Annotated in this window: 22 protein-coding genes; 4 read left to right on the top strand and 18 right to left on the bottom strand. The window is 64.5% G+C overall.

The window, feature by feature from the left end; all coding sequences use genetic code 11:
- Window positions 1-50 precede the first annotated feature (50 nt).
- The 6 genes from LB572_RS10020 to LB572_RS09995 form a co-directional block, all read right to left on the bottom strand.
- A complete protein-coding gene (locus tag LB572_RS10020; RefSeq protein ID WP_224667615.1) occupies window positions 51-956 on the bottom strand; it encodes a dihydrodipicolinate synthase family protein in 906 nt (301 codons plus the stop codon).
- Between the two features lie 11 nt (window positions 957-967).
- Window positions 968-2,680, bottom strand: coding sequence for an L-arabinonate dehydratase (gene araD, locus LB572_RS10015; protein ID WP_224667614.1), 1,713 nt, complete (start codon window positions 2,678-2,680; stop codon window positions 968-970).
- Window positions 2,681-2,699: 19 nt separating this feature from the next.
- A complete protein-coding gene (locus tag LB572_RS10010; protein WP_140802362.1) occupies window positions 2,700-3,479 on the bottom strand; it encodes an SDR family oxidoreductase in 780 nt (259 codons plus the stop codon).
- A gap of 103 nt (window positions 3,480-3,582) precedes the next feature.
- On the bottom strand, window positions 3,583-4,533 hold the full coding sequence (araH, locus tag LB572_RS10005) for an L-arabinose ABC transporter permease AraH (protein WP_140802361.1): 951 nt from the start codon (window positions 4,531-4,533) through the stop codon (window positions 3,583-3,585).
- A gap of 9 nt (window positions 4,534-4,542) precedes the next feature.
- Complete coding sequence (araG, locus tag LB572_RS10000; RefSeq protein WP_181179210.1) at window positions 4,543-6,057, bottom strand: L-arabinose ABC transporter ATP-binding protein AraG; 1,515 nt, start codon at window positions 6,055-6,057, stop codon at window positions 4,543-4,545.
- 69 nt (window positions 6,058-6,126) lie between these two features.
- Window positions 6,127-7,119, bottom strand: a complete 993-nt coding sequence (locus LB572_RS09995) for an arabinose ABC transporter substrate-binding protein (protein WP_224667613.1) — start codon at window positions 7,117-7,119, stop codon at window positions 6,127-6,129.
- A 268-nt stretch (window positions 7,120-7,387) separates the two neighbouring features.
- On the opposite strand from LB572_RS09995, the gene LB572_RS09990 reads away from it, so the two are divergent.
- On the top strand, window positions 7,388-8,077 hold the full coding sequence (locus LB572_RS09990) for a FadR/GntR family transcriptional regulator (RefSeq protein WP_224667732.1): 690 nt from the start codon (window positions 7,388-7,390) through the stop codon (window positions 8,075-8,077).
- Window positions 8,078-8,091: 14 nt separating this feature from the next.
- Window positions 8,092-9,240, top strand: a complete 1,149-nt coding sequence (dgoD, locus tag LB572_RS09985; RefSeq protein ID WP_224667612.1) for a galactonate dehydratase — start codon at window positions 8,092-8,094, stop codon at window positions 9,238-9,240.
- 45 nt (window positions 9,241-9,285) lie between these two features.
- Here the strand turns inward: dgoD and LB572_RS09980 are convergent, their stop codons facing one another.
- The 11 genes from LB572_RS09980 to LB572_RS09930 form a co-directional block, all read right to left on the bottom strand.
- The gene (locus LB572_RS09980; RefSeq protein ID WP_140802357.1) at window positions 9,286-9,945 is read right to left on the bottom strand and encodes a DUF2161 family putative PD-(D/E)XK-type phosphodiesterase; all 660 of its coding nucleotides are present in this window, start codon (window positions 9,943-9,945) and stop codon (window positions 9,286-9,288) included.
- A gap of 66 nt (window positions 9,946-10,011) precedes the next feature.
- On the bottom strand, window positions 10,012-11,289 hold the full coding sequence (locus LB572_RS09975) for an L-fuconate dehydratase (protein ID WP_224667611.1): 1,278 nt from the start codon (window positions 11,287-11,289) through the stop codon (window positions 10,012-10,014).
- Between the two features lie 53 nt (window positions 11,290-11,342).
- Window positions 11,343-12,074, bottom strand: coding sequence for an SDR family oxidoreductase (locus LB572_RS09970; RefSeq protein ID WP_224667610.1), 732 nt, complete (start codon window positions 12,072-12,074; stop codon window positions 11,343-11,345).
- Window positions 12,075-12,091: 17 nt separating this feature from the next.
- Window positions 12,092-12,538, bottom strand: a complete 447-nt coding sequence (locus LB572_RS09965) for a MaoC/PaaZ C-terminal domain-containing protein (protein ID WP_224667609.1) — start codon at window positions 12,536-12,538, stop codon at window positions 12,092-12,094.
- A gap of 7 nt (window positions 12,539-12,545) precedes the next feature.
- The gene (locus LB572_RS09960; RefSeq protein WP_224667608.1) at window positions 12,546-13,619 is read right to left on the bottom strand and encodes a Gfo/Idh/MocA family protein; all 1,074 of its coding nucleotides are present in this window, start codon (window positions 13,617-13,619) and stop codon (window positions 12,546-12,548) included.
- Window positions 13,612-13,941 carry an L-rhamnose mutarotase gene (locus LB572_RS09955; RefSeq protein WP_224667607.1) on the bottom strand — a complete coding sequence of 110 codons (330 nt, stop codon included), beginning with the start codon at window positions 13,939-13,941 and terminating at the stop codon, window positions 13,612-13,614. The genes LB572_RS09960 and LB572_RS09955 overlap by 8 nt, the downstream gene beginning before the upstream one ends.
- A 10-nt stretch (window positions 13,942-13,951) precedes the next feature.
- Window positions 13,952-15,064 carry a mandelate racemase/muconate lactonizing enzyme family protein gene (locus LB572_RS09950; RefSeq protein ID WP_224667606.1) on the bottom strand — a complete coding sequence of 371 codons (1,113 nt, stop codon included), beginning with the start codon at window positions 15,062-15,064 and terminating at the stop codon, window positions 13,952-13,954.
- A gap of 1 nt (window position 15,065) precedes the next feature.
- On the bottom strand, window positions 15,066-16,163 hold the full coding sequence (locus LB572_RS09945) for an ABC transporter ATP-binding protein (RefSeq protein ID WP_224667605.1): 1,098 nt from the start codon (window positions 16,161-16,163) through the stop codon (window positions 15,066-15,068).
- A gap of 4 nt (window positions 16,164-16,167) precedes the next feature.
- Complete coding sequence (locus LB572_RS09940; protein ID WP_224667604.1) at window positions 16,168-17,034, bottom strand: carbohydrate ABC transporter permease; 867 nt, start codon at window positions 17,032-17,034, stop codon at window positions 16,168-16,170.
- A 2-nt stretch (window positions 17,035-17,036) separates the two neighbouring features.
- A complete protein-coding gene (locus LB572_RS09935; RefSeq protein ID WP_140802384.1) occupies window positions 17,037-17,933 on the bottom strand; it encodes a carbohydrate ABC transporter permease in 897 nt (298 codons plus the stop codon).
- A gap of 136 nt (window positions 17,934-18,069) precedes the next feature.
- The gene (locus tag LB572_RS09930) at window positions 18,070-19,386 is read right to left on the bottom strand and encodes an ABC transporter substrate-binding protein (RefSeq protein WP_412033549.1); all 1,317 of its coding nucleotides are present in this window, start codon (window positions 19,384-19,386) and stop codon (window positions 18,070-18,072) included.
- Window positions 19,387-19,553: 167 nt separating this feature from the next.
- Here LB572_RS09930 and LB572_RS09925 point away from each other — a divergent pair, with 167 nt between their 5' ends.
- The gene (locus LB572_RS09925; RefSeq protein WP_140802347.1) at window positions 19,554-20,342 is read left to right on the top strand and encodes an IclR family transcriptional regulator; all 789 of its coding nucleotides are present in this window, start codon (window positions 19,554-19,556) and stop codon (window positions 20,340-20,342) included.
- 65 nt (window positions 20,343-20,407) lie between these two features.
- Window positions 20,408-21,247, top strand: a complete 840-nt coding sequence (locus LB572_RS09920; RefSeq protein WP_224667603.1) for an amidohydrolase family protein — start codon at window positions 20,408-20,410, stop codon at window positions 21,245-21,247.
- Between the two features lie 9 nt (window positions 21,248-21,256).
- On the opposite strand, the gene LB572_RS09915 is transcribed toward LB572_RS09920, so the two are convergent.
- Complete coding sequence (locus tag LB572_RS09915) at window positions 21,257-22,222, bottom strand: ABC transporter permease (protein ID WP_224667602.1); 966 nt, start codon at window positions 22,220-22,222, stop codon at window positions 21,257-21,259.
- Between the last annotated feature and the right edge of the window lies 1 nt (window position 22,223).

Here is a 22,223-nt window from a genome sequence, read left to right as displayed (position 1 = left end):
CCGGCGCCGCCGGCATGCGATCGTTTGGACCCGTGTGCCGGGGCACTGATTCAGCGTGGGTAGTCGCCCAGACGGGACGCGAAGCGCTCCACCATCGCAAGGCCTGCCGCGCCCGGCCGCATCGCCGGCGCGCGGTCGTCTATCGCGATGCCGGCGCGGGCGCCGAACAGGCGCTTGCCGTAGCAGACCAGGTTCTCGATGCCCTGCATGACGAAGACGGCCGCCGGCAACATCTCCGCATAGGCTGCCTCGGCTTCATCCTCCCGGCCTGCATGGAACGCCTCATAGGCGCGAACGGCGAGATCGACGCAGTCGGGCGCCAGGATCATGCCGCGGCAGCCGATGCGGAGATTGTCGATCAGTTCCAGCCCGCCTCGCCCATTGAAAACCGGCACGCAGCCTTCCGTGTGCTCGATCAGGCCTGCAATGTCGACGACAGGGCCTTCGCCCTTGACCAGCCGGATGTTGGGGTGAAGCGAGACGAGGTCGCGTATCTCCTCCGACGTCAGGCCGCGACCGAAAAAGGCTGGCGCATTCTGGATTGCCACCGGCAGGTCCGTCGCCTCGGCGACACGGCCGAAGAAGCGGATATATTCGGGCGCGCCATAGGTTCCGGCCGGCGGCGGCTGCAGGATCACCCAATCCGCTCCGACGCTTTCGGCATGACGAAGCTGCGCCACCTGCTCGGCGACGGAGGAACCGGAGATGGTGAAGGCGAGCGGCACCTTGCCGGCGCAATCCTGCGCCGTCCAGTCCATCACCGTGCGGCGCTCAACCTCGGTCAATTTGGCGACTTCGGAGGCAAGGCCGAGCGCCGCCATGCCATGCACGCCGCAGGCCAGGCAGATCTCGACCTGCCTGCGCATGGCCGCGCGGTCGAGCTTTTCGTGGCCGTCGAACAGCGCGTAGAGAATGGCGTGGATGCCATGGATTTGATCCGGCGCGAATTTGGCCATCCGGCTCACCTTCAATGGCTTTCGCGCGGAATGGCGTGACCGCGGCTGCCGACGAGGAAATCGAGGTCGGCGCCACGGTCGGCCTGCAGGACATGATCGGCATAGAGGCCCTGATAGCCGCCGCGCATCGCCGGTTCAGGCGGCCGCCAGGATTGCCGCCGCCCCGCCAGTTCCTGTTCGGAGACATCGAGATGCAGCCTGCGTGCCTCGACGTCGAGCTCGATGACGTCGCCGCTTCTGACCAAGGCCAGCGGACCGCCGACAGCGGCTTCGGGAGCCGCATGCAGCACCACCGTGCCGAAAGCGGTGCCGGACATGCGGGCGTCGGAAATGCGGACCATGTCGCGGACGCCCTTTTGCAAGAGCTTCTGCGGCAAGGCCATGTTGCCGACCTCGGCCATGCCGGGATAACCCTTCGGACCGCAATTCTTCAGCACCATGACCGAGGTCTCGTCGATATCGAGCTCCGGGTCGTCGATGCGCGCCTTGTAGTCGTCGATATCCTCGAAAACGACGGCGCGGCCGCGATGCCTCATCAAGGCCGGCGAGGCGGCCGACGGTTTGATGATGGCGCCCGCCGGCGCCAGATTGCCGCGCAGCACCGCGATGCCGCCATGCGGCGTGAGCGCCTTGTCGCGCGGGCGGATCACCTCCGGATTGTAATTCCGGGCATCGGCTATGTTGTCGCGCACGCTTTTGCCGGTGACCGTCAGCGTATCGAGATCGAGCAGGTCGGCGATCTCCTTCATCACCGCCGGTATGCCGCCGGCATAGCAGAAATCCTCCATCAGGAAGCGGCCCGACGGCATCAGGTCGAGGATGGTCGGGACGTCGCGGCCATATCTGTCCCAATCGTCGAGGTTGAGTTCGGTGCCGACCCGGCCGGCGATGGCAAGCAGATGCACGACGGCGTTGGTCGAGCCGCCAATCGCGCCATTGACGCGTATGGCATTGGCTAAGGCCTGCTTGTTGAGGATCGCCGACGGCCGCAGATCCTCGTTGACCATCTCGACGATGCGCCGCCCCGTCATGCGGGCGATGCGGCTGCGGCGCGCGTCGACCGCCGGATAGGCCGCGTTGCCGGGCAGCGCCAGGCCAAGCGCCTCGACCATCGAAGCCATGGTCGAGGCCGTGCCCATGGTCATGCAATGGCCGGGCGAGCGCGACATGGCGCTCTCGGCGCTGGCGAAGTCCTGCGCGCTCATCACGCCGGCCCGCACATCCTCGGAGAATTTCCACACGTCGGTGCCGGAACCGATCTCACGGCCCTGGAACCGGCCGTTGAGCATCGGCCCGCCGGAGATGACGATGGCGGGCAGGTCGCAGGAGGCTGCGCCCATCACCAGCGACGGCGTGGTCTTGTCGCAACCCGCCATCAGCACGACGCCATCCATCGGATTGCCGCGGATCGCCTCCTCGACATCCATCGAGGCGAGGTTGCGGAACAGCATCGCCGTCGGCCGCAGATTGGATTCGCCGCAGGAGAATACCGGAAACTCCAGCGGCAGGCCGCCGGCTTCCAGAACACCAGCCTTGATGTGCTCGACCAGGCCGCGAAAATGCACATGGCAAGGCGTGAATTCGGAAAAGGTGTTGCAGATGCCGATCACCGGCCGGCCGTCGAACGCATCGTCGGGCAGGCCGTTGTTCTTCATCCAGCTGCGATGGATGAAGGCGTCCTTGCCGGACCCGCCGAACCAGTGCTGCGATCGTCTCTTGGTCATGTTCGGTCCTCGGCGATGCTCAGGCTGGATGCTGAAGCTGGCTCAGCCCGCCGTCGACGACGAGGCAGGCCGCGTTCATGAACGGGCACTCGTCGGAAATCATGAACAGCGCGGCGAGCGCGATCTCGCGTGCCGTGGCGATGCGGCCGCCGGGGTGCAGCGCCATCGTCCTGGCCCGCGCCGCGACCGGATCCGGGAAACTGTTCCAGTAATCGACGGCCTTCTGCGTTTCGACATAACCCGGCGCCAGCGCGTTCACGCGCACACCTTGCCCGGCATATTCGAGCGCCAGCGATCTGGTCAGGCCGAGCAGCGCGTGCTTGGCGACGGGATAGGGGAAGGTGTGCGGGATGATGGTGAAGCTGTGCGTCGAGGCGATATTGAGGATCGCACCGCCGCCGCTTGCCAGCATGCCCGGCAACACCGCCTTGCTGCAATTCCACGCGCCTTTGACGTTGACGTCGAAATTGCGGTTCCACTCCTCTTCGCTCGCGTCGAGCGGCGTCGAGAAGACATTCATCCCCGCATTGTTGATCAGCGCGTTGACCGGCCCGATTTCCTCGCTCGCGCGGCCGACGGCCGCCGCGATCGCAGCGGCATCGGTTATGTCGGCCTCGCAATGCCCGAGACGGCCGGGAGGCGCCGACAGGCCGGACGCGGCATTCCGCAACAGCCCGCCATCGCGATCGATCATGAACACGCCCGCTCCCTCGGCCAGGCAGGCTTCGGCGATGGCGAGGCCGATGCCCTGGGCGGCGCCGGTGAGAAAAATGCGTTTGCCTGAAAGGCGCTCAGTCATCGTCGTCACTCCAGTCGAAGACGGCCATGGCGATCCCCGCCCGTCAAGGTCCAGCCGGGAACGAGCCTGTTCAGCCCCATCGGTCCGACATCGGCATGCCGGTTCAGCGCCGCCCCAATGCCGAGGAGCGCAGATTGTCGAGCAGGACCGCCAGAAGCAGGATCACGCCGCGCACGATGTATTGGTAGAAGGCCGGGATATTGAGCAGGTTCATCGCATTCTCGGCGATACCCATGATCAGCACGCCGACGATGACGCCCGACATCGTAGCCCTGCCGCCGGCGAGCGAGACGCCGCCGAGCACGCATGCCGAGATCACCGACAGCTCCAATCCTACCGCTGCATTCGGCTGGCCGGAGGTGATGCGCGAGGCAAGCAGGATCCCGGCGATGCCGCAGACCACGCCCTGCAGCGTGAAGATCCAGATGCGCGTCCTGTCGACATTGACGCCGGCAAGACGCGAGGCCTCCGGATTGCCGCCGATGGCCAGCGTGTTCTTGCCGAAAACGGTGCTGTTCAACACAAAGCCGAAAATGGCGAAGAGCACCGCCAGCACCCAGATCGGCGTCGGGATGCCGAGCAGCTTCGACAGGGCAAGCTGGTAGAAATCCGGGCTATTGATGCCGACGGCGCGGCCGTCCGACGAGATCAACGCGAAACCGCGCACGATCTGCATTGTGGCCAAGGTGGTGATCAGGGCGTTGATGCGGAATTTGGCGATGACGACGCCGTTGACCCAGCCGACGACAGCGCCGCAGGCGATTGCCGCGAGAAGGCCAAGCAGGATCGAGCCGGTGGCGTTCGAGGCCATCACCGCGACCATGCCGGCAAAGGCGACGATGGAGCCGACCGACAGGTCGAAGTCTCGCGCCGCGAGGCAGAACATCATCGTGCAGGCGACAATGCCGACGGTGACCACGGACTGCAGCAGGCCGAGCATGTTGCGGTCGGTGAGGAAGTTCGGCACGAGCAGCGACACCAGCGCGAAAGCGACGATGAAGATGACGACGAGGCCTTGTTCGCCGAGCAGGACCTTCTTCAACTGATCGGTCATTGCAAATCCTCAGGATGCGATCGCGTCGGGGGTTTTCTTGTCGGGAAGCGCTGCTGCCAGGATCGCCTTTTCGGCGAACTGATCGCGCGCGAGCTCGGCGCTGATGCGCCCGCCGCACATCACCAGGATGCGGTCGCAGATGCCCATCACTTCCGGCAGCTCGGAGGAGACGACGACGATGGCCATGCCGTCCTCGGCGAGCTGGTAGAGCAGCTCGTAGATTTCCGATTTGGCGCCGACGTCGATGCCGCGCGTCGGCTCGTCGACGATCAGCACGCGTATGCCCTGCTCGGACAGCCAGCGGCCGAGGATGACCTTCTGCTGGTTGCCGCCGGAGAGGTTGACGATGTCCTGCTTGCGCGAAGGCGTGCGTACCTTGAGCTTCTTGATGAAGGTTTCGGCCGTCGCGATCTCGCTGGCTCTTCTGAGCACGCCGAAGCGCGTGTGATGGCGCCTGGAAGAGATGTTGATGTTCTCCTCGATCGAGCGGCCCTGGATGACGCCGTCATGCTTGCGGTCCTCCGAGCAGAGCACGATGCCGGCGCGGATCGCGTCATGCGGGCTGGCGGCGGCAATCGCCTTACCGTCGACCGTGATCGTGCCGCCCGAACGCGGATCGGCGCCGAAGACAAGCCGCATCAGCTCCGAGCGTCCGGCGCCGATCAGGCCGAAGAAGCCGACGATCTCGCCGGCGCGGGCTTCGAAGCTCGCCGGCGTCCGCAGCCTGGCGCCGCTCAAACCATCGACCTTCAACCGGACCTCGCCGGTCTTGCGCGGGCGAAAACCCCAGATGTCGGAAATCTCACGGCCGACCATTTCGGCGACGACCTGATCGCGCGTCACACCTTTGAGCGATGCGTGATGCGCGGCGAGCTTGCCATCGCGCAGCACCGTCAGGCTGTCACAGAGCCGGAACACCTCGTCGAGGCGATGCGAGACATAGATGATGACCTTGCCTTCGCCGCGCAGCCGGTCGATCAGCTTAAACAGGATCTCGCTTTCGCGCGAGGACAGCGACGAGGTCGGCTCGTCGAGCGCGATGACGCGGGCGTCGAGCATCACCGCCTTGGCGATCTCGACCATCTGGCGTTCGCCGATCGACAGCGTCTTGACCTTGCGACGCATGTCGATGTCGATGCCGGCCGCTTTCAGCTTGGCGCCGACATCGTCGAGCATGCGGCGGCGAGCGATGACGCCGGCGCTTGCCGGAAAGCGGCCGAGGCTCAGGTTTTCGGCGACGGTCAGCTCGGGGACCAGCTGCAATTCCTGATGGATGACGATGACGCCGTTGTCGAAGGCGTTCCTGGTCGAGGCATAGGCCTGGACCTTGCCGTCGATGCTTATTTCGCCGGCATCGGCATGCTGGTCGCCGGACAGGATCTTGATGAGGGTGGATTTGCCGGCGCCGTTCTCGCCCATCAGCCCGTGCACGGCGCCCTTCTCGACGCCGAACGACACATCCGACAAGGCTTTGACGCCTGGATAAGTCTTGGTGATGTTGGTGAATTCGAGAAAGGACACCAGCCTCGATCCTTCTTGAGCATGCCAAACAGGCGGCGGCGTCAACGCCGCCGCCTGTTTGTACAGGGAGGACTATTCGATGCCGAGGTCCTTGCGCACCTTCTGATAGTCGTCGCGCTTAGCCAGCGCGCCGGCGGTCAGCGTCAGCTTCGCCGGTTCCTTGTTGTTGGCGATCCAGTCATACATGTTGAGCGCCGTCTCGTAGCCGTGACGCTTGGGCGAGATGATCACCGTGCCGACGAAGCCGGTCGCGGCCGGCTTCTTGAACTCGTTGATCGCCGATTCCGCGCCGCCGATGCCGACCCCGATCATGCCGTCGGCCGGAATGCCGACGCTCTCGGAAGCGCGCACGGCGCCCAGCACCGCCTCGTCATTGAGGCCGAAGGCAATCCACTTCTTGATATCGGCATGGGCATTGAGCACCACGGTCGCGGCATTGAGCGCGGCTTCCGTGTCGGTCTTGGCCTGCGGTGCGTCGAAGATGTTTTCCGCCTTGAAGCCGGCGGCCTTCAGCACCGAGATTGCGCCCTCGACGCGGTCGACGGCGGTCGGCAGCTGGTCGTAGGAAACGCGGATCGCGCCGACCTCGTCCATCTTCCAGCCGCGTGCCTTCATCTCGTCGAGGATGGCCTGACCGACCGCCTCGCCGATCTTGGTGGCGGAGATGCCCATATGCGGCACGTCTTCCAGCGGCTTGCCGTCGGCGCCGACGAGACGGTCATCCACCGTCATCAGCTTCAGATTGTTGGCGGCCGCCTTGGCGACGATGCCGGGGCCGAGCTTCACATCCGGCGTGCAGACGACAAAGCCTTGCGCTCCTTGGGCGCCGAGATTGTCGATCGCCGACATCAGCTTCTCGCCGTCCTCGGCGCCGATCTTGACGAGGGTGAAACCCTTTTCCTTGGCAGCCTGGTCCGCGAATTTCCATTCGTCCTGGAACCAGGGCTCCTCGGGCTGTTTGACGATGAAGCCGATCTTGGTGTCCTGCGCATAGGCAGACGCGATTGTCGTGACCGACAAGACGGCGAGAGCGCCCGCGACGAGCGCGGTTTTCAAAAGTCGCATGTTTACCTCCCAGCGAACGGCCGGGCGCCGAGCCCGGGTCTCTCGTCTCTAATCAATTTCATCATACACGTCAATTGATCTGGTATGATAAATGATCTAAATAGTGTGAGCAGTAACGCTGGCGCAAATCACCGGTATCCGCTAAGGCCGGGCCGGGCGCGCGCAAACCAGGGTTCGCTGCCTTGGAGGAGGGGCTGAGGTGAACGAGACACCGAAGAAGGCTGACGAGGCGACGGACGAGCGCGAGACGGTGCGTCGCCCGCGCGTCATGCCGGATGTGACGAAGGCGCTCGCCTCCGACATCTTCTCCGGCCGCTATCCGGCCGGGTCGTCACTGCCGACCGAGAACGACCTTGGCGTCGAATATGGCGTCAGCCGCACCGTGATCCGCGAGGCGCTGAAAGTGCTGGCGGCCAAGGGCCTGGTGCTGTCCAGGCCGCGCATCGGCACGGTGGTCTGCGACCAGGACAACTGGAACATCATCGATCCGCAAGTGCTCGCCTGGCATGCGCCGCACGCCCTGGACGACAAGCTGTTCGACGCGATCCTCGAAACCCGTCGCGCCATCGAGCCGCTCGTCGCCGAGCTCGCCGCCGCGCGCGCCACGCTGCAGGAGATCGCCGACCTGGAAGCGGCATGGCGCGGTATGGCCGGCGCCGGCGAGGACCTCGTCACCTTCTCGCGCAGCGACATCGCCTTCCACCAGATCCTCTATGCCGCCAGCCACAACCCGATCTTCCGGCAGATCGGCAATCTGATCGACACCGGACTGAAATTCTCGCTGGAGGCGACGGCGACCATTTCGCTCGACCGGCGCATGGAAGCAGTGGCGGCGCACCGTGAAGTGGTGGAGGCGCTGCGCATGCGCGACACCGAAGCGGCGCGCGGCGCGGCAAACAGAATCCTCGACCTGGCGGCGCGCGACCTCGTCAGCGCCAAGAAACTCAAGAACAACTGAGACCGGCCGACCGCATGAAAATCACCGCTTTGACCACCTACATCGTTCCGCCGCGCTGGCTCTTCCTCAAGATCGAGACCGATGCCGGCATCAGCGGCTGGGGCGAGCCGGTCGTCGAAGGCAGAGCGCTGACGGTCGAAGCGGCGGTCAAGGAACTGGCCGATTATCTGATCGGCAAGGATCCGCGTCTGATCGAGGATCATTGGACGGTCATGCATCGCGGCGGCTTCTATCGCGGCGGGCCGATCCTGATGAGCGCGATCGCCGGCATCGACCAGGCGCTGTGGGACATCAAGGGCAAGGCGCTCGGCGTTCCCGTGCATGAACTGCTTGGCGGCAAGCTGCGCGAGACGATCAAGGTCTATTCCTGGATCGGCGGCGACCGGCCGGCGGAAGTCGCGGCCGGCGCCAGGGATATGGTTTCGCGCGGCTTCCTGGCGCTCAAGATGAACGGCACCGAGGAACTGCAGATCGTCGACAGCCATGACAGGATCGATGCCGCGGTCGAGCGGGTCGCCATGGTGCGGGAGGCGGTGGGCCCGAATATCGGCATCGCGGTGGATTTCCATGGCCGCGTGCACCGGCCGATGGCGCGCATCCTGGTCAAGGAGTTGGAACCCTACCGGCTGATGTTCATCGAGGAGCCGGTGCTCTCCGAAAACCGAGAGGCGCTGAAGGAGATCGCCGCGCTCGGCTCGACGCCGATCGCGCTCGGCGAGCGGCTCTACAGCCGCTGGGACTTCAAGCCGGTGTTCGAGGAAGCTGTCGTCGACATCATCCAGCCCGACCTGTCGCATGCCGGCGGTATCACCGAATGCCGCAAGATCGCGGCGATGGCGGAAGCCTATGACGTGGCGGTGGCGCCGCACTGTCCGCTCGGTCCGATCGCGCTGGCCGCGTGCCTGCAACTCGATGCCGTGAGCTACAATTGCTTCATCCAGGAACAGAGCCTGGGCATCCACTACAATGCCGCCAACGACCTGCTCGATTACGCCGCCAACAAGGATGTGTTCCGCTATGAGGATGGCTATGTCGCAATTCCCGACGGACCCGGCCTGGGCGTCGAGATCGACGAGGATTATGTGAAGGAGCGCGCCAGGGAAGGGCATCGCTGGCGCAACCCGGTCTGGCGCCACCAGGACGGCTCATTTGCCGAATGGTAACAGGCGCCAAGTGGTAAGCCGGCGAATTTTTCGCCACGCGATAGTTTATAGGGCCACCGCCGCGGGTGCGATCGCTGCGAGGCCGGCTTCGGTCAGCGCGTAGATGCCGCGCTCGGCCCGAGCGAACCAGCCGTAGTAATTATGTTGCAGGATGCTCGCCGCGCGCGGCGACAGGATCTTGAGGTCGCGCGGCCGCTTCGGGCCGTCGGCCATGGCCGCGGCGCAGGCAAGCGCCTCCTGGCGGTAGGCGGTCATGATCGGCTTCTTGCGCGTGCTGCCGCCGACGGACGGATCGCCCTTGCGGCGGTGATGCTCCTCGACCAGGCGCGAGCGCCGCCTGGGATCGCGGCGCGGCGGCAGGGCGGCGGGACTGAGCAGCAGCTCCACCTCGCCTTTCTTGCCGACGCCCAACAGGCCGAAGCCGAGACGGCGGCAGAGCGCGCGGAAGCGGCGGTCGTGCTCCCGACCCTTGCCGCGCGCCGACATATAGGCGGCCAGCCAGACCTCGTCACAGGCCGCCGCGCGGTCGACGGCCTGCAGGACGAGCTCGAGGTTGAATTGCAGCTTCAGCTCGCAGATGACGACCACCGGCGGTTCGCCGGCGCGCACACCGACCACATCGCAGCCGCCGATCTCGCCCTTGACGGCGAAATCCATGTTCTCGAGGAATCGCTTCACCGGCTCGTAGAGGGACGTTTCCTGCATCCGACAGGCATAGCCGATTCGCGGCCGGTCGGCCCAGCGGCGCCATTGCGGTCGCGGGCACCGATGTCAGGCGCGGTGCAGGTAGTCCTCGATCGATTGCGGCTTCATCTCGATCGAAAAGCCGGGTGCTGCCGGCGGCATATAGGCAGCGTCGCTTATTACGCAGGGTTCGATGAAATGCTCGTGCAGGTGGTCGACATATTCGATGACGCGGCCGTCCTTGCTGCCGGATACGGCGACATAGTCGATCATCGACAGATGCTGGACATATTCGCACAGGCCCACGCCGCCGGCATGCGGCCAGACCGGCAGGCCGAACTTGGCCGCGATCAGAAGCACCGCGAGCACTTCGTTCAGCCCGCCCATGCGACAGGAATCGATCTGCACGACGTCGATCGCGCCGCCGGCGATGAACTGCTTGAACATGATGCGGTTCTGGCACATCTCGCCGGTGGCGACCTTGATCGGCGCGACCGCCTTGCGGATCTTGGCGTGGCCGGCGACGTCGTCGGGGCTGGTCGGCTCCTCGATGAAGAAGGGCTTGGCGAAGGCAAGGTCCTTCAGCCAGTCGATCGCCTGGTCGACTTCCCAGACCTGGTTGGCGTCGATCATCAAATAGCGGTCCGGGCCGATGACCTCGCGCGCAATCCTAAGGCGGCGGATATCGTCTTCGCGGTCGCGGCCAACCTTCAGCTTGATGTGGTTGAAGCCGTCGTCGACCGCTTCCTGGCAAAGGCGCCGCAATTTGTCGTCGGGATAGCCAAGCCAGCCGGCCGAGGTGGTGTAGCAGGCATAGCCTTCGCGCTCGAGCGTGGCGATGCGCTCGGCCTTGCCGGCCTTCGCCTTCTTCAGGATCGCCAGCGCCTCGGCCGGCGTGATGGCGTCGGTGAGGTAGCGGAAGTCGACGATGCGCACGATCTCTTCCGGGCTCATCTCGGCGACCAGGCGCCAGACCGGTTTGCCGGCGTCCTTGGCCCAGAGATCCCAGACCGCGTTGACCACGGCGCCGACCGCAAGATGCATGGCGCCCTTGTCCGGGCCGATCCAGCGCAGCTGGCTGTCGCCGGTGACGTGATGCCAGAAGCGGCCGGGGTCCTCCTTCACCCAATCGAGATCGAGCCCGACGACGAGGTGGCGCAGCGCTTCGATCGCCGCGCAGCAGATCTCGTTGCCGCGGCCGATGGTGAAGGTGAGACCGTGGCCTTTCAGCGAGGGAATGTCGGTGTCGAGGATGACATAGGCGGCCGAATAATCCGGGTCCGGATTCATCGCGTCCGAGCCGTCGAGGCTTTGCGACGTCGGGAAACGCAGGTCGAAGGTTCTGAGGTCCGTGATTTTCGTCATTGCCTGCCTCTTAGCTGACCGCCCTTTATCTCATGCTGACGGCCGAAACCGCCTCAGATCGACCAGCCGCCGTCGATATTATAGGCCTGCCCGGTCGTGTAGGTGGCGCCGGCCAGATAGACGGCGAGATCGGCGATCTCTTCCGGCGTGCCGATCCTGCCCATCGGCTGGCGGGCGATGAAGGCCGCGCGGGCGGCCTCATAGTCGCCTTGCGCCTGCATGCGGCCCTGAAGCGAGGGGCTCTCGACGGTGCCCGGGCAAATGGCGTTGCAGCGTATGCCTTTGGCGACATAGTCGGCGGCAATCGACTTGGTCAGGCCGATAACCGCCGCCTTGGTCACGCCATAAGCAAAACGGTTCGGCACGCCCTTCGGGGCGCCCGCCACCGACGCCATGTTGATGATCGAGCCGTCGCCGCGCTCCAGCATGCCGGGCAGCACGGCGCGGATGGTGCGGATCATGGCGCGCACATTGAGATTGATGGCGAAGTCGAGATCCTCGTCCTTCATCTCCAGGATCGAGCCGGCATGGACGAAGCCTGCGCAGTTGAACAGCGCGTCGACGCGGCCGATCTCGGCGAAGGCGGCCTTCACCGCCTCGTCGTTCAGCACATCGAGTTTTCGCGTCTTGATGTCGGGTGTCTTCGCGAGATCGGCCAACGCCGCCTCGTTGATATCGGTGGCGTGGACGACGGCGCCAGCCTTGGCGAAAGCCAGCGCGCTTGCCCGCCCTATGCCTTGCGCGGCCGCCGTGACGACCACGACCTTGCCTGTGATGTCAGCCATTCTTCTGTCTCCGTCTTTCAGCCGGGCCGTCGCTCGACGATGTAAATGTGATCCGCGGCCAGCACGACCTCGTCGCGCTGGTTCAAAACTTCGACGCGCTCGATGACGCGGCCGGCATTTGGCCGTTTCGGGTCGTCTTCCCTGGTCGCGATCGTGGTGCGCGTGCGGATCGTGTCGCCGATGAAGACCGGCTTGATGAAGCGCAGCCGGTCGTAGCCATAGGAGAAGGCGGCGGGATTGATGACGCTCGCCGTCAAGCCGACGCCGACCGAGAAGACCAGCGTGCCATGCGCGATGCGCTGGCCGAAGGGCGTGGTCTTCATGAACTCGGCGTCCATATGATGCGGGAAGAAATCGCCGGTGTGGCCTGCATGGACGACGAAGTCCGTCTCGGTGATGGTGCGGCCGCTGGTGAGGCGCGACGAACCGATCTCGTAGTCCTCGAAATAGGTGGTCTGTTCCATATCCTGCCTACGGCTTTGCGGCCAGCGGCGTTGCCGGCGCGGCGCTCGATTTATAGGCGGCCTCGACCAGCGCCATGGTGTGCCAGGCGTCCTCGACGGAACTGACGAGTTCCGCATCTTCGCCGGACGCGAAACGCTGGACATTGGCCATGCGACCGACAAAGGCATCGGGGAACCATTCGCCAGCGAGGGGCACGCTGACCCAGTCCGACCCGCCCTTGGGATGGATTTCCAGGATGTCCGGCTCGCCGCGCGGATAGTCGAGGTTGAGCCCGAGCTTGACATAGGCAGCGCCCTCGGTGCCGCAGATGCGGAACTCGCAGGCCTGGTAGCGGCGCCCGAATTTGTGGTCGTGGTTGATCGAAAGCCCGCAACGCACCGTGTCGCCATAGTCGAGGATGGCGCTGGTGCGGGTCTGCGCGACCTTGTGATTGGGATGGCCGAGCGTCTTGGCGTGCACGCCCAGCGGATTGCCGAGAAGCTGGCGGATCAGGTCGAGATAGTGGATCGAATGCATGGCGATCTCGACGCGCGGCGCCTTGAGCAGGAACTCCCACAGCTGCCAGGGCGTGTCGAGCGCCAGCAGCGCGTCGAAATCGACGACCTCGCCCAGCCAGCCCTTGGCAATAGCATCCTTCAGCGCCAGCATCATCGGCGCGAAGCGGAGCTGGAAGTTCACGGCGGCCTTCAGTTGCTTGGCGCGGCAGATTTCGAGGATTTCCGTCGCCTCGCCGAGATAATTGCCCATAGGCTTCTGGATCAGCGCGACCGCGCCATCCGGCAGAGCCTTCAGCACCTCGGCGTGACGGCCGGGCGGCGTCGCAAGGTCGAAGATCGCGTCCTTCACCGCGGCCGCTTCCTCAACCGAACGGAACGCCGTCACGCCCCATGTCTCGGCGAGTTTTTGCGCCTTGGCCTGATCCGGATCGTAAAGACCGGCAACTGGAAAACCGCCCTTGCGGTAGGCGGGAAAATGCGCATCGCCGACGATCGAGCCGGCGCCGAAGGTGACGATCGGGCGCGGCTTCGAAGGTTTTGGCCAGGACTGCGCCAGCGATGCCGGATCGAAGGCATCAGTCATGATGGAAGACCTCGTCCATCGTCGCCCACCATTCGCCTTCCTTGCGGGTCGGCAGCGGCTCTTGGCAGGGCATGCAGACCGCCCACCATTCCTGGGTCTTCGGGTCGGCCGCCATCTTGGCCATGTCGGCTGCGTAGTCGGTGCCGTGATATTCGAAATAGGAAAAGAGCAGGTTCTCCGGCCGCTTCAGGTAGATCGAATAGTTCTTGATGTTGCAGGCCGAGATCATGGCGAGAACGTCCGGCCATACATCCGCATGAAGCCGGACATATTCCTCGACCTTCTCGGGTTTCAGCCCGAGCACCATTCCCATGCGCTGCATATCCGCCTCCCTATTTCGCGATCGCCGTCGTGAATTCGGCGATGCTTCTTGCCTTGACCGCATCCCAGTCCCAGTCGATGCCGATGCCGGGCTCGCTGGGCGCCAGCGCATGGCCATCCTCGATGCGCATCTTCTTACCAGTAAGCTCGTCGAGCTGCGGAATATACTCGACATATTTGCCGTTCTGGATGGCGCAGGTGAGGCTGACATGCAGTTCCATAAGGAAATGCGGGCAGACCGGCATGTCGAAGGCTTCAGCCGCATGCGCGACTTTCAGCCAGGGCGTGATGCCGCCGATGCGGCCGACATCGACCTGGATGATGTTGCAGCAGCCCTTTTGCATATACTCGCGGAAATGCCTGATCGAATAGAGCGACTCGCCAACGGCGATCGGCGTCGCGGTCGAATTCGACAGCCGCACATGGCCGTCGATGTCGTCGGCCGGCAATGGCTCCTCGATCCAGGCGAGGTCGAGCTCGCGCAGCCGCTCGGCGCGGCGGATCGCCTCGTCGACGGAAAAGCCCTGGTTGCAGTCGGTCATGATCTCGTAGCCGTCGCCGACCGCCTTGCGCACCGCCGACAGCCGCGCGACGTCCTCGGAGCCGTGCGGCTTGCCGATCTTGACCTTGGAACCGGTGAACCCTTTGGCCTTCGCGGCAAGCGCGTCATCGACCAGCGCCTGCGTCTCGATATGCAGCCAGCCGCCCTCGGTGGTGTAGAGCGGGCAGCGGTCCTTGGCGCCGCCGGCGAGCTTCCAGAGCGGCAGGTTCTGCTTTCTCGCCCGCAGATCCCACAGCGCCGTGTCGATCGCGGCCAGCGCGATCGCGGTGATGGCGCCGATAGTGGTGGCGTGGGTGGCGAATTCGAGGTCATGCCAGATCGCCTCGATCTGGTCGGCGTCGCGGCCGATCAGGCGCGGCGCGAGATGGTCGGCCAGAAGCCGCATCACCGACGAGCCGCCGGTGCCGATCGTATAGCTGTAGCCGGTGCCCGACGCGCCGTCGGAATCGGTGATGGTGACGATCGGGGTTTCCTGGCTGACGAAGCTCTGGATCGCGTCCGTGCGCTTGACCTTCGGCACGAGGTCGACCATGCGCAGTTCGATTTTCTCGATTTTTGCCATGTCAGTTCCTCAGCGATTTGCCGGTTTCGGCGGAGAACAGATGCGCGCGGCTCAGGTCGAAGCTCATGCCGATCCGGTCGCCGGCTTTCAGCGGCTTCGGATTGAGCATGCGCGACACCCAGTCGGTGCCGTTGAACTCGGCGAAGACCAGCGTTTCGTTGCCGAGCGGCTCGGTGATGCTGACCGGCAGCTCGACGCGGTGGACTTCCGTCTCGCCGCCGGAGCTCAGGCCGTGCCCGGTGGGATAGAAATCATCGGGACGGATGCCGAACACGACCTTGTCGCCGGCAGCCGTCTTCGACTTGAACTGTCCGGGCAGCGGCAGGCTGTCGCCGCCGCTGAAGACCAGCCTGCCGTCGCTCAACGTCGCCTCATGCAGGTTCATCGGCGGCGAGCCGATGAAGCCCGCGACGAAGTGTGTCGCCGGGCGGCTGAACACCTCGTCCGGCGTGCCGACCTGCTCGATATGGCCTGAGCGCATGATGACGATGCGGTCGGCGAGCGTCATCGCCTCGACCTGGTCGTGGGTGACGTAGATGACCGTCGACTTCACCTTGGCATGCAGCTTCTTGATCTCGGTGCGCATCTGCGTGCGCAGCTTGGCGTCGAGGTTGGACAGCGGCTCGTCGAACAGGAAGACATCCGGATCGCGCACGATGGCGCGGCCCATGGCGACGCGCTGGCGCTGGCCGCCGGAGAGCTGCGAGGGACGGCGCTCCAGCAGTTCGTCGAGGCCGAGGATGGCTGAGGCCTCAGCGACACGCCGGTCCATATCGCCCTTGGCGACGCCCGCGATCTTCAGCGAGAAGCCGAGATTCTCGCGCACCGTCATATGCGGGTAGAGCGCGTAGGACTGGAACACCATGGAGATGTTGCGCGAGCGCGGCGGCAGGTCGTTGACCATGCGGCCGCCGATATCGATGTTGCCGCCAGTGATATCCTCCAGCCCAGCGATCATGCGCAGCGTCGTCGACTTGCCGCAGCCGGACGGACCGACCAGCGCGATAAACTCGCGGTCGGCGATCTCGAGATCGATGCCGTGCACGATCTCCATATTGCCGTAGCGCTTGGAGAGCTTTTTCAGCGAAACCGTTGCCATGAAGTCAACCTTTCACCGCGCCGGAGGTGAGACCGCCGACGAGGTGTTTCTGGACGATGTAGGTGAGGGTCAGCGCCGGGATGATCATCACCACGGCCAGCGCGCACATGCCGCGCCAGTCGATGGTGAACTCGGCCGTGTAGTCGAGCAGCCCGACGGGCAGCGTCTTGGAATTGACGGAGCGGGTAAGCTGCGAGGCCAGCGCGAACTCGTTCCAGCAGGTGAGGAAGGCGAAGATCGCGGCCGATGCGATGCCGGGCCGCGCCAGCGGGAATTCGACCTGCCAGAAGGCCTGCCAGCGGGTGCAGCCGTCGATCTGCGCGGCTTCGGCCAAGTCCTTCGGCACCTGGCGGAAGAAGCCATCGATCAACCAGATGGTGAAGGGCACGTTGAGCGCGACATAGGCCAGGATCATGCCGATATGGGTGTCGATGATGCCCAGCCGCACATAGAGGAAGAACAAAGGCAGCGAGAGCGCGATGCCGGGCACGGTGCGCGTCAGCATCAGGCCGAGGAACATGCCCGATTTGCCGCGGAAGCGGTAACGGGCGAAGGCGTAGCCGCCGGCCATGCCGATGGCCACCGCGATCACCGTCGACGTGACCGAGATGATCAGCGAATTGCGGAAATAGTCGAGCACCGGAATGCCGCCTTTGCCGATACCGCTGAACATGGCGATGTAGGCGTCGAAGGACAGTTCCTGCGGGATCCAGACCGGCGGCTTGGCCATGATCTCGACCGTTGGCCGCAGCGAGGACAGCACGATCCAGATGCCCGGCAGGCAGATGAGGAGCATGGCAAGAAACAGGCCGACGCGATGCGCGACGGTCAGCGCGCGGCGGGTGAGGCGGGCGGAGGCGTTCTCGTCCATTGTCACCACTCCGCGCCGATCTGCGCGCGCGCCGCGGCGAGCTTGTTGTAGAAATAGACGGTGAAGGCGATCGACAACAGGATCGAGAAATAGGCCATGGCATTGGCGAGACCCATGCGGGCGTCGCTGTAGGCGGTGCGCCCGACCAGCGTCCACAAAAGCTCCGTGCGGCCGGCGGGGCCGCCATCGGTCATGATCTTGACGATGTCATAGGCACGCGCGACATCGAGCGAGCGGATGGTCATGGCGATGTAGGCGAAAGGCATGACGAAGGGCCAGACCACGTAGCGGAAGGTCTGCCAGGGCGTGCAGCCATCGACACGCGCCGCCTCTATCGGCTCCTTGGGCATGGCGAGCAGCCCGGCCAGGATCAGGATGGCGAAGATCGAGGTCGACGACCAGATCTCGGCGATCGAGATGGCGATGAAGGCGAGATGGCCCTCGATCAGCCACGGGATGGCATCCTGCGTGAGCCCTAGCGACTGCAGCGCATTGTTCACCAAGCCGATATTGTCGTTGAACATGAACTTGAACTGGAAGCCGACCAGGATCGGCGAGAACATCATCGGAAACATCATCAGCGTGCGCAGGATGCGCTGGCCGCGTGTCGCCTTCTCGACCAGCATCGCCAGGCCGAGGCCGAGCAGCATTTCGAGGTTGAGCGCGATGGTGAGCAACAAAACGGTACGGCCGAAGGCCCACCAGAAATCGGCATTGGACAGGATCGAGAGATAGTTCCTGAAGCCGACGAAGACGAAGAACGTCTCGGGCCGGGTCAGCCGGAACGGGGTGAAACTGGAATAGAGCGACAGGATCAACGGCAGCACCACGACCGCCGCCAGCACGATGATGGCCGGAAGCAGCAGCAGGAACGGCGCGGATGGCTTGAAGCCCTTCATCAGGATCCTGTGAGGTTTTTTCATTCAACTTCGGGCCGCCCACCGGCGAGGCCCCGACCGGAAACGGAAAGTCCGAACCGGCGACATACATCACCTCCCCCATTCGCGATGGGGGAGGTGATGTTGGCAGCAATGCTTACAACTTGCCGGCGTCCTGAAGGATCTGCGTCGCCTTGGCGGCCGCCTCGTCCAGGGCCTGCTTGGTCGTCTTGTCGCCAAGGATCGCCGCCTGCAGCTCGGGGTAGACGGCGTTGGATATCTCGATCCATTCAGGCGTCTGCGGCACGGCGAAGGCGTGCTTGGCTTCCTCCTGGAAGGCAGCGAGAACCTCCTTCTTGTACGGATCGTTCTCGGCCTGCTTCAGGTCCCAGTCCCAGACCGCGGTGCGGGTCGGCAGCGGGCCGGCGGCGGCTTCGAGCTTCTGGCTGTCCTCATTGGTCAGCCACCACACCAGCGAAGCGGCGGCTTCCTTGTTGGCGCAGTTCTCGGTCACCGAGAAGCCGTGGAAGCCCGACCAGCCGGTGCGCTTGCCGGAGGATCCCTTCGGCGCGACCTTGACGCCGACATTGCCGGCGACCTTCGAGGACTTCGGATCGTTGAAGAAACCGGCCCAGCCCGGCCAGTCGAGGTTGATCGCCACGGTGCCGGAGGCAAAGCCCTGGCCAAGATCGTCCCAGAGGTAGTTGGTGGTGCCGGCCGGCACGGCCTTGGCCTTGTAGAGGTTGACGAACCAGTCGAGCGCGCGGATGCCAGCCTCGGAGTTGAAGACGGGCTTGCCGTCCTTGTCGAGATATTCGCCGCCCTCGGCGACCACCATCTCGTAGAAGCGGCCGTTGATCGCCTCTTCCTTGCCGGCGAACTGGGTGCCGTAGAAATTGGGCGGGTTGGCGAAGAACTCGGCCTGGTCGGTGACCTCTTTCCAGGTGTCCGGCGGCGCAAGGTCGTAGCCGTATTTGGCCTTGAACTTAGTCTTGTTGTCGGCGTTCTCGTAGAGGCTCTTCTGGTAGTAGAGCGCCGAGACGTCGAACTGCGCGCGCGGCAGCATCTCAAGCTTGCCATCGATGGTCGCGGCCTTGATCGTCGAGGGCACGAAAGCGTCGATCTCTTCCTTCGGCAGGAGCTTGCTGAGATCGGTGTAGAGACCGGTATATTGCGGCGCGAAGGACGAATGGTTCCAGCCGACGCACCAGTTGGTGCTGCCCGAGGCGATGTCGGACTTCAATTCCTTGTCGATGTCGAAGCCGTTCTTCTTGGTCAGGATGTTGACCTTGGCGCCGGTCGCCTTCTCCCATTCGGGAATGCGCTCGTAGAGCTTCTCATATTGCTGGCCGCCGATCAGCTTCACGTCGATCGTCACGCCCGGAAATTTGCCAGGCAGATCGGCCGAAAACGCAGCATTGCTCAGCATCAGTCCGGCCAAAGCCGTCGAAGCGGCCAGAAGCAGTCTCGTCATGTTCTCCTCCCATGAGCCTGTGGCGACGGCCCCGCAGGATACGGAACCGCGCCGATCAGGTTTCATTCATATGCAAATAGCATTTTCATTCCCGGGTCAAGGCGATTATGCTTTCAGCCGAATGAAGTTCATGCATATATGCAGATCGAAATTCACTGGAGGGGCAGATGGCAGAGGAAGAAGATGGGGACCGCTACCGCGCGCCGGCGCTCGACAAGGGCCTCGACATTCTCGAGCTCTTGTCCAGCGTCGATGGCGGGCTGACGCAGGCGGAGATCGCCAAGCGGCTCGACCGCAGCCCGAACGAGTTCTACCGGATGCTCGATCGGCTGGTGCGGCGCGGCTATGTCACCAAGATCGACGGCGACCGCTATTCGCTGACGCTCAAGCTGTTCGGTCTCGCGCAATTGCATGCGCCGGTGCGACGGCTGGTTTCCTACGCAACGCCGATCATGCGGGAACTGGCCGAAACCTCATGGCAGGCCAACCAATTGGTGGTGTTCGACCGCGGCGCCGCCGTGGTCATCGCGCAGCAGGAAGCGCCGCGCTACTGGGGCATCTCGATCCGCGTCGGCTCGCATATCAGCCTGTTCGACACCGGGTCCGGCCATGTGCTGCTCGCCTTCCGCTCGCTGGAAGAGCGCAAGATGATGATTGCCGAGCATCTGCAGAGCACCGAACAGTTCAACCTGACGCCGGAGTTCTTCGCCCGGCTCGACCAGGTGCGGGATCGCGGTTACGAGATGATGGCGTCGCTGCAGACCGCCGGCGTCTACAATCTCTCGACGCCGGTGCTAGGCCCGGACGGCAGGGCTATCGCGGCGCTGACCATCCCCTATATCACGCTCGTCAACGCGCCCACGGCGCCGGACATCACGCTGACGATCAGGCATCTGCAAGGCGCCGCCTCCAGGCTGTCGCAGCTTGCCGGATCCGATGTTCCGCAATCGCAGTAATTTCTTATTTGAATAATGGATTTTTAGGCGGGATATTGTCTGGCACAACGGGAGGAGACGCTGCCATGATCATCGACACGCACCTGCATCTCATCGACCAGAGCGCGCTTCGCTATCCGTGGCTGGCCGGCGCGCCGGCGCTGAACCGCGATTTCTCCTATGAGGAATATGCCGCCGACGCCCGGCGCTCAGGCATTGAAGCGGTGCTGCATATGGAAGTCGATGTCGACCCCGCCGACATCGCCGCCGAGACCGACTATGTGAAGTCGGTCGCCGGCCGGGCTGGAAGCCTCCTCAAGGGCGCGATCGCTTCCTGCCGGCCGGAGGAGGCCGGTTTCGAGGCCTATCTGGAAACGGTCAAGGCCGACCCGTTCGTCAAGGGTTTCCGCCGCGTGCTGCATGTCGTGCCCGACGATCTGTCGGAAGGGGCGTTGTTTCGCCAGAACATCAAGCGGCTGGCCGGCACCGGCCTGACCTTCGACCTGGTGGTGTTGCCGCACCAGATCCCGAAGGCGATGGCGCTTGCCGACCTTGCGCCCGACGTCCAGTTCGTCCTCGACCATTGCGGCGTGCCCGATATCAAGGGCAATGCCGAGCATCCGTGGCGCGAGCATATGGAAGCCATCGCCAGGCGGCCCAACGTCACGGCCAAGATCTCCGGTGTCGTCGCCTATGCCGATCCGGCGACCTGGACGGTCGAGACGCTCAAGCCCTATGTCGAGCACACGATAAGCTCGTTCGGCTGGGACCGGGTGATCTGGGGCAGCGACTGGCCGGTCTGCACGCTGGGCGGCGGGCTGACGACCTGGATCGCCGCGACGCACGCGCTGCTCGCCGGCGCGAGCGAGTCGGAGCGGACGCGCCTGCTTTCGGGCAATGCGCGCCGGCTTTGGCGGCTTGGATAGTCGCTCGATCTAGATCGTCGTCCGGACGTGGCGCTCGCGGCCGTAGAGCGACACCAGCAGCAGGATGACAAGGCCGAGCGCGGCCTGCACCGTCGACGGCCGGAAGCCTAGCCCGATCAGCAGCGTGTTGATTTCGGTCAGCACCAGAACGCCGGCGATGGTGCCGAGATAGCTGCCGCGGCCGCCGACAAGCGCTGCGCCGCCGACCACGACGGCGGCGATCGTCTGGAAGAGATAGGGCTGGCCGACATCGCCATAGGCCGAGCCGGTGAAGCCGAGCAAAAGCACCCCCGCGACCGCGGCGAAGAAGGCGCTCGCCGCGTAGGTGACGATCCACATGCGGAGAGGATCGATCAGTGCCAGCGGCGCCGCCTCAGGATTACTGCCGACCGCATAGAGGCGGCGCCCATAGGGCGTGCGGGTAAGCACCAGCACGATCAACGCGGTCAGCATCACGAGGCAGGGCACCAGCAGGGGCATGGGCAAGGGACCGACCGAGCCGCCGATCGAGACGAAGCTGGAGACGGCCTCCGGCGCCGACCCGGACGGGAAGCCGCCGGTCCACAGCAGCACGGCGCCCTGGACGATCATGCCGATGCCGAGCGTCACGATGAGCGGATGGATGTTGAGCCCGCGCGAGATCAGACCGTTGAGCGCGCCGATCGCGATGGCAAGGATGCCGACGAGAACGCAGACAAGTGTGAAGTTCCAGCCCTGGCCGTAAAGCTGCGCCGCCACGACATTGGCGAAGCCGATGACGAAGGGAATGGAAAGGTCGATGCCGCCGAGGATGACGACCAGCGTCTGGCCGATCGAGGCGACCGCCAGCAGCGAGGCGATGACCAGCAGCGCGCGGATGGCAAAGGGTGCCGAATAGCCCGGGATGAGCAGCGTGCCGACGATCTGCAACAGCAACGCCATCGCGAAGGCGCCGGCGATGCGGGCATTGGTGGACTGGAACCAGTTGCTTGTCATC

Source organism: Mesorhizobium sp. BH1-1-5 (assembly GCF_020165615.1).
Classification (GTDB): Bacteria; Pseudomonadota; Alphaproteobacteria; order Rhizobiales; family Rhizobiaceae; genus Mesorhizobium.
This window is presented reverse-complemented; position numbering and strand designations above follow the sequence as displayed.

Excerpts from the sequence above, each read along its gene's own strand:
- LB572_RS10020 (WP_224667615.1), bottom strand. The coding sequence starts at position 956 with ATGGCCAAATTCGCGCCGGATCAAATCCATGGCATCCACGCCATTCTC.
- araD (WP_224667614.1), bottom strand. The coding sequence starts at position 2,680 with ATGACCAAGAGACGATCGCAGCACTGGTTCGGCGGGTCCGGCAAGGAC.
- LB572_RS10010 (WP_140802362.1), bottom strand. The coding sequence starts at position 3,479 with ATGACTGAGCGCCTTTCAGGCAAACGCATTTTTCTCACCGGCGCCGCC.
- araH (WP_140802361.1), bottom strand. The coding sequence starts at position 4,533 with ATGACCGATCAGTTGAAGAAGGTCCTGCTCGGCGAACAAGGCCTCGTC.
- LB572_RS09995 (WP_224667613.1), bottom strand. The coding sequence starts at position 7,119 with ATGCGACTTTTGAAAACCGCGCTCGTCGCGGGCGCTCTCGCCGTCTTG.
- LB572_RS09990 (WP_224667732.1), top strand. The coding sequence starts at position 7,388 with ATGCCGGATGTGACGAAGGCGCTCGCCTCCGACATCTTCTCCGGCCGC.
- dgoD (WP_224667612.1), top strand. The coding sequence starts at position 8,092 with ATGAAAATCACCGCTTTGACCACCTACATCGTTCCGCCGCGCTGGCTC.
- LB572_RS09980 (WP_140802357.1), bottom strand. The coding sequence starts at position 9,945 with ATGCAGGAAACGTCCCTCTACGAGCCGGTGAAGCGATTCCTCGAGAAC.
- LB572_RS09975 (WP_224667611.1), bottom strand. The coding sequence starts at position 11,289 with ATGACGAAAATCACGGACCTCAGAACCTTCGACCTGCGTTTCCCGACG.
- LB572_RS09970 (WP_224667610.1), bottom strand. The coding sequence starts at position 12,074 with ATGGCTGACATCACAGGCAAGGTCGTGGTCGTCACGGCGGCCGCGCAA.
- LB572_RS09965 (WP_224667609.1), bottom strand. The coding sequence starts at position 12,538 with ATGGAACAGACCACCTATTTCGAGGACTACGAGATCGGTTCGTCGCGC.
- LB572_RS09960 (WP_224667608.1), bottom strand. The coding sequence starts at position 13,619 with ATGACTGATGCCTTCGATCCGGCATCGCTGGCGCAGTCCTGGCCAAAA.
- LB572_RS09955 (WP_224667607.1), bottom strand. The coding sequence starts at position 13,941 with ATGCAGCGCATGGGAATGGTGCTCGGGCTGAAACCCGAGAAGGTCGAG.
- LB572_RS09950 (WP_224667606.1), bottom strand. The coding sequence starts at position 15,064 with ATGGCAAAAATCGAGAAAATCGAACTGCGCATGGTCGACCTCGTGCCG.
- LB572_RS09945 (WP_224667605.1), bottom strand. The coding sequence starts at position 16,163 with ATGGCAACGGTTTCGCTGAAAAAGCTCTCCAAGCGCTACGGCAATATG.
- LB572_RS09940 (WP_224667604.1), bottom strand. The coding sequence starts at position 17,034 with ATGGACGAGAACGCCTCCGCCCGCCTCACCCGCCGCGCGCTGACCGTC.
- LB572_RS09935 (WP_140802384.1), bottom strand. The coding sequence starts at position 17,933 with ATGAAGGGCTTCAAGCCATCCGCGCCGTTCCTGCTGCTGCTTCCGGCC.
- LB572_RS09930 (WP_412033549.1), bottom strand. The coding sequence starts at position 19,386 with ATGACGAGACTGCTTCTGGCCGCTTCGACGGCTTTGGCCGGACTGATG.
- LB572_RS09925 (WP_140802347.1), top strand. The coding sequence starts at position 19,554 with ATGGCAGAGGAAGAAGATGGGGACCGCTACCGCGCGCCGGCGCTCGAC.
- LB572_RS09920 (WP_224667603.1), top strand. The coding sequence starts at position 20,408 with ATGATCATCGACACGCACCTGCATCTCATCGACCAGAGCGCGCTTCGC.
- LB572_RS09915 (WP_224667602.1), bottom strand. The coding sequence starts at position 22,222 with ATGACAAGCAACTGGTTCCAGTCCACCAATGCCCGCATCGCCGGCGCC.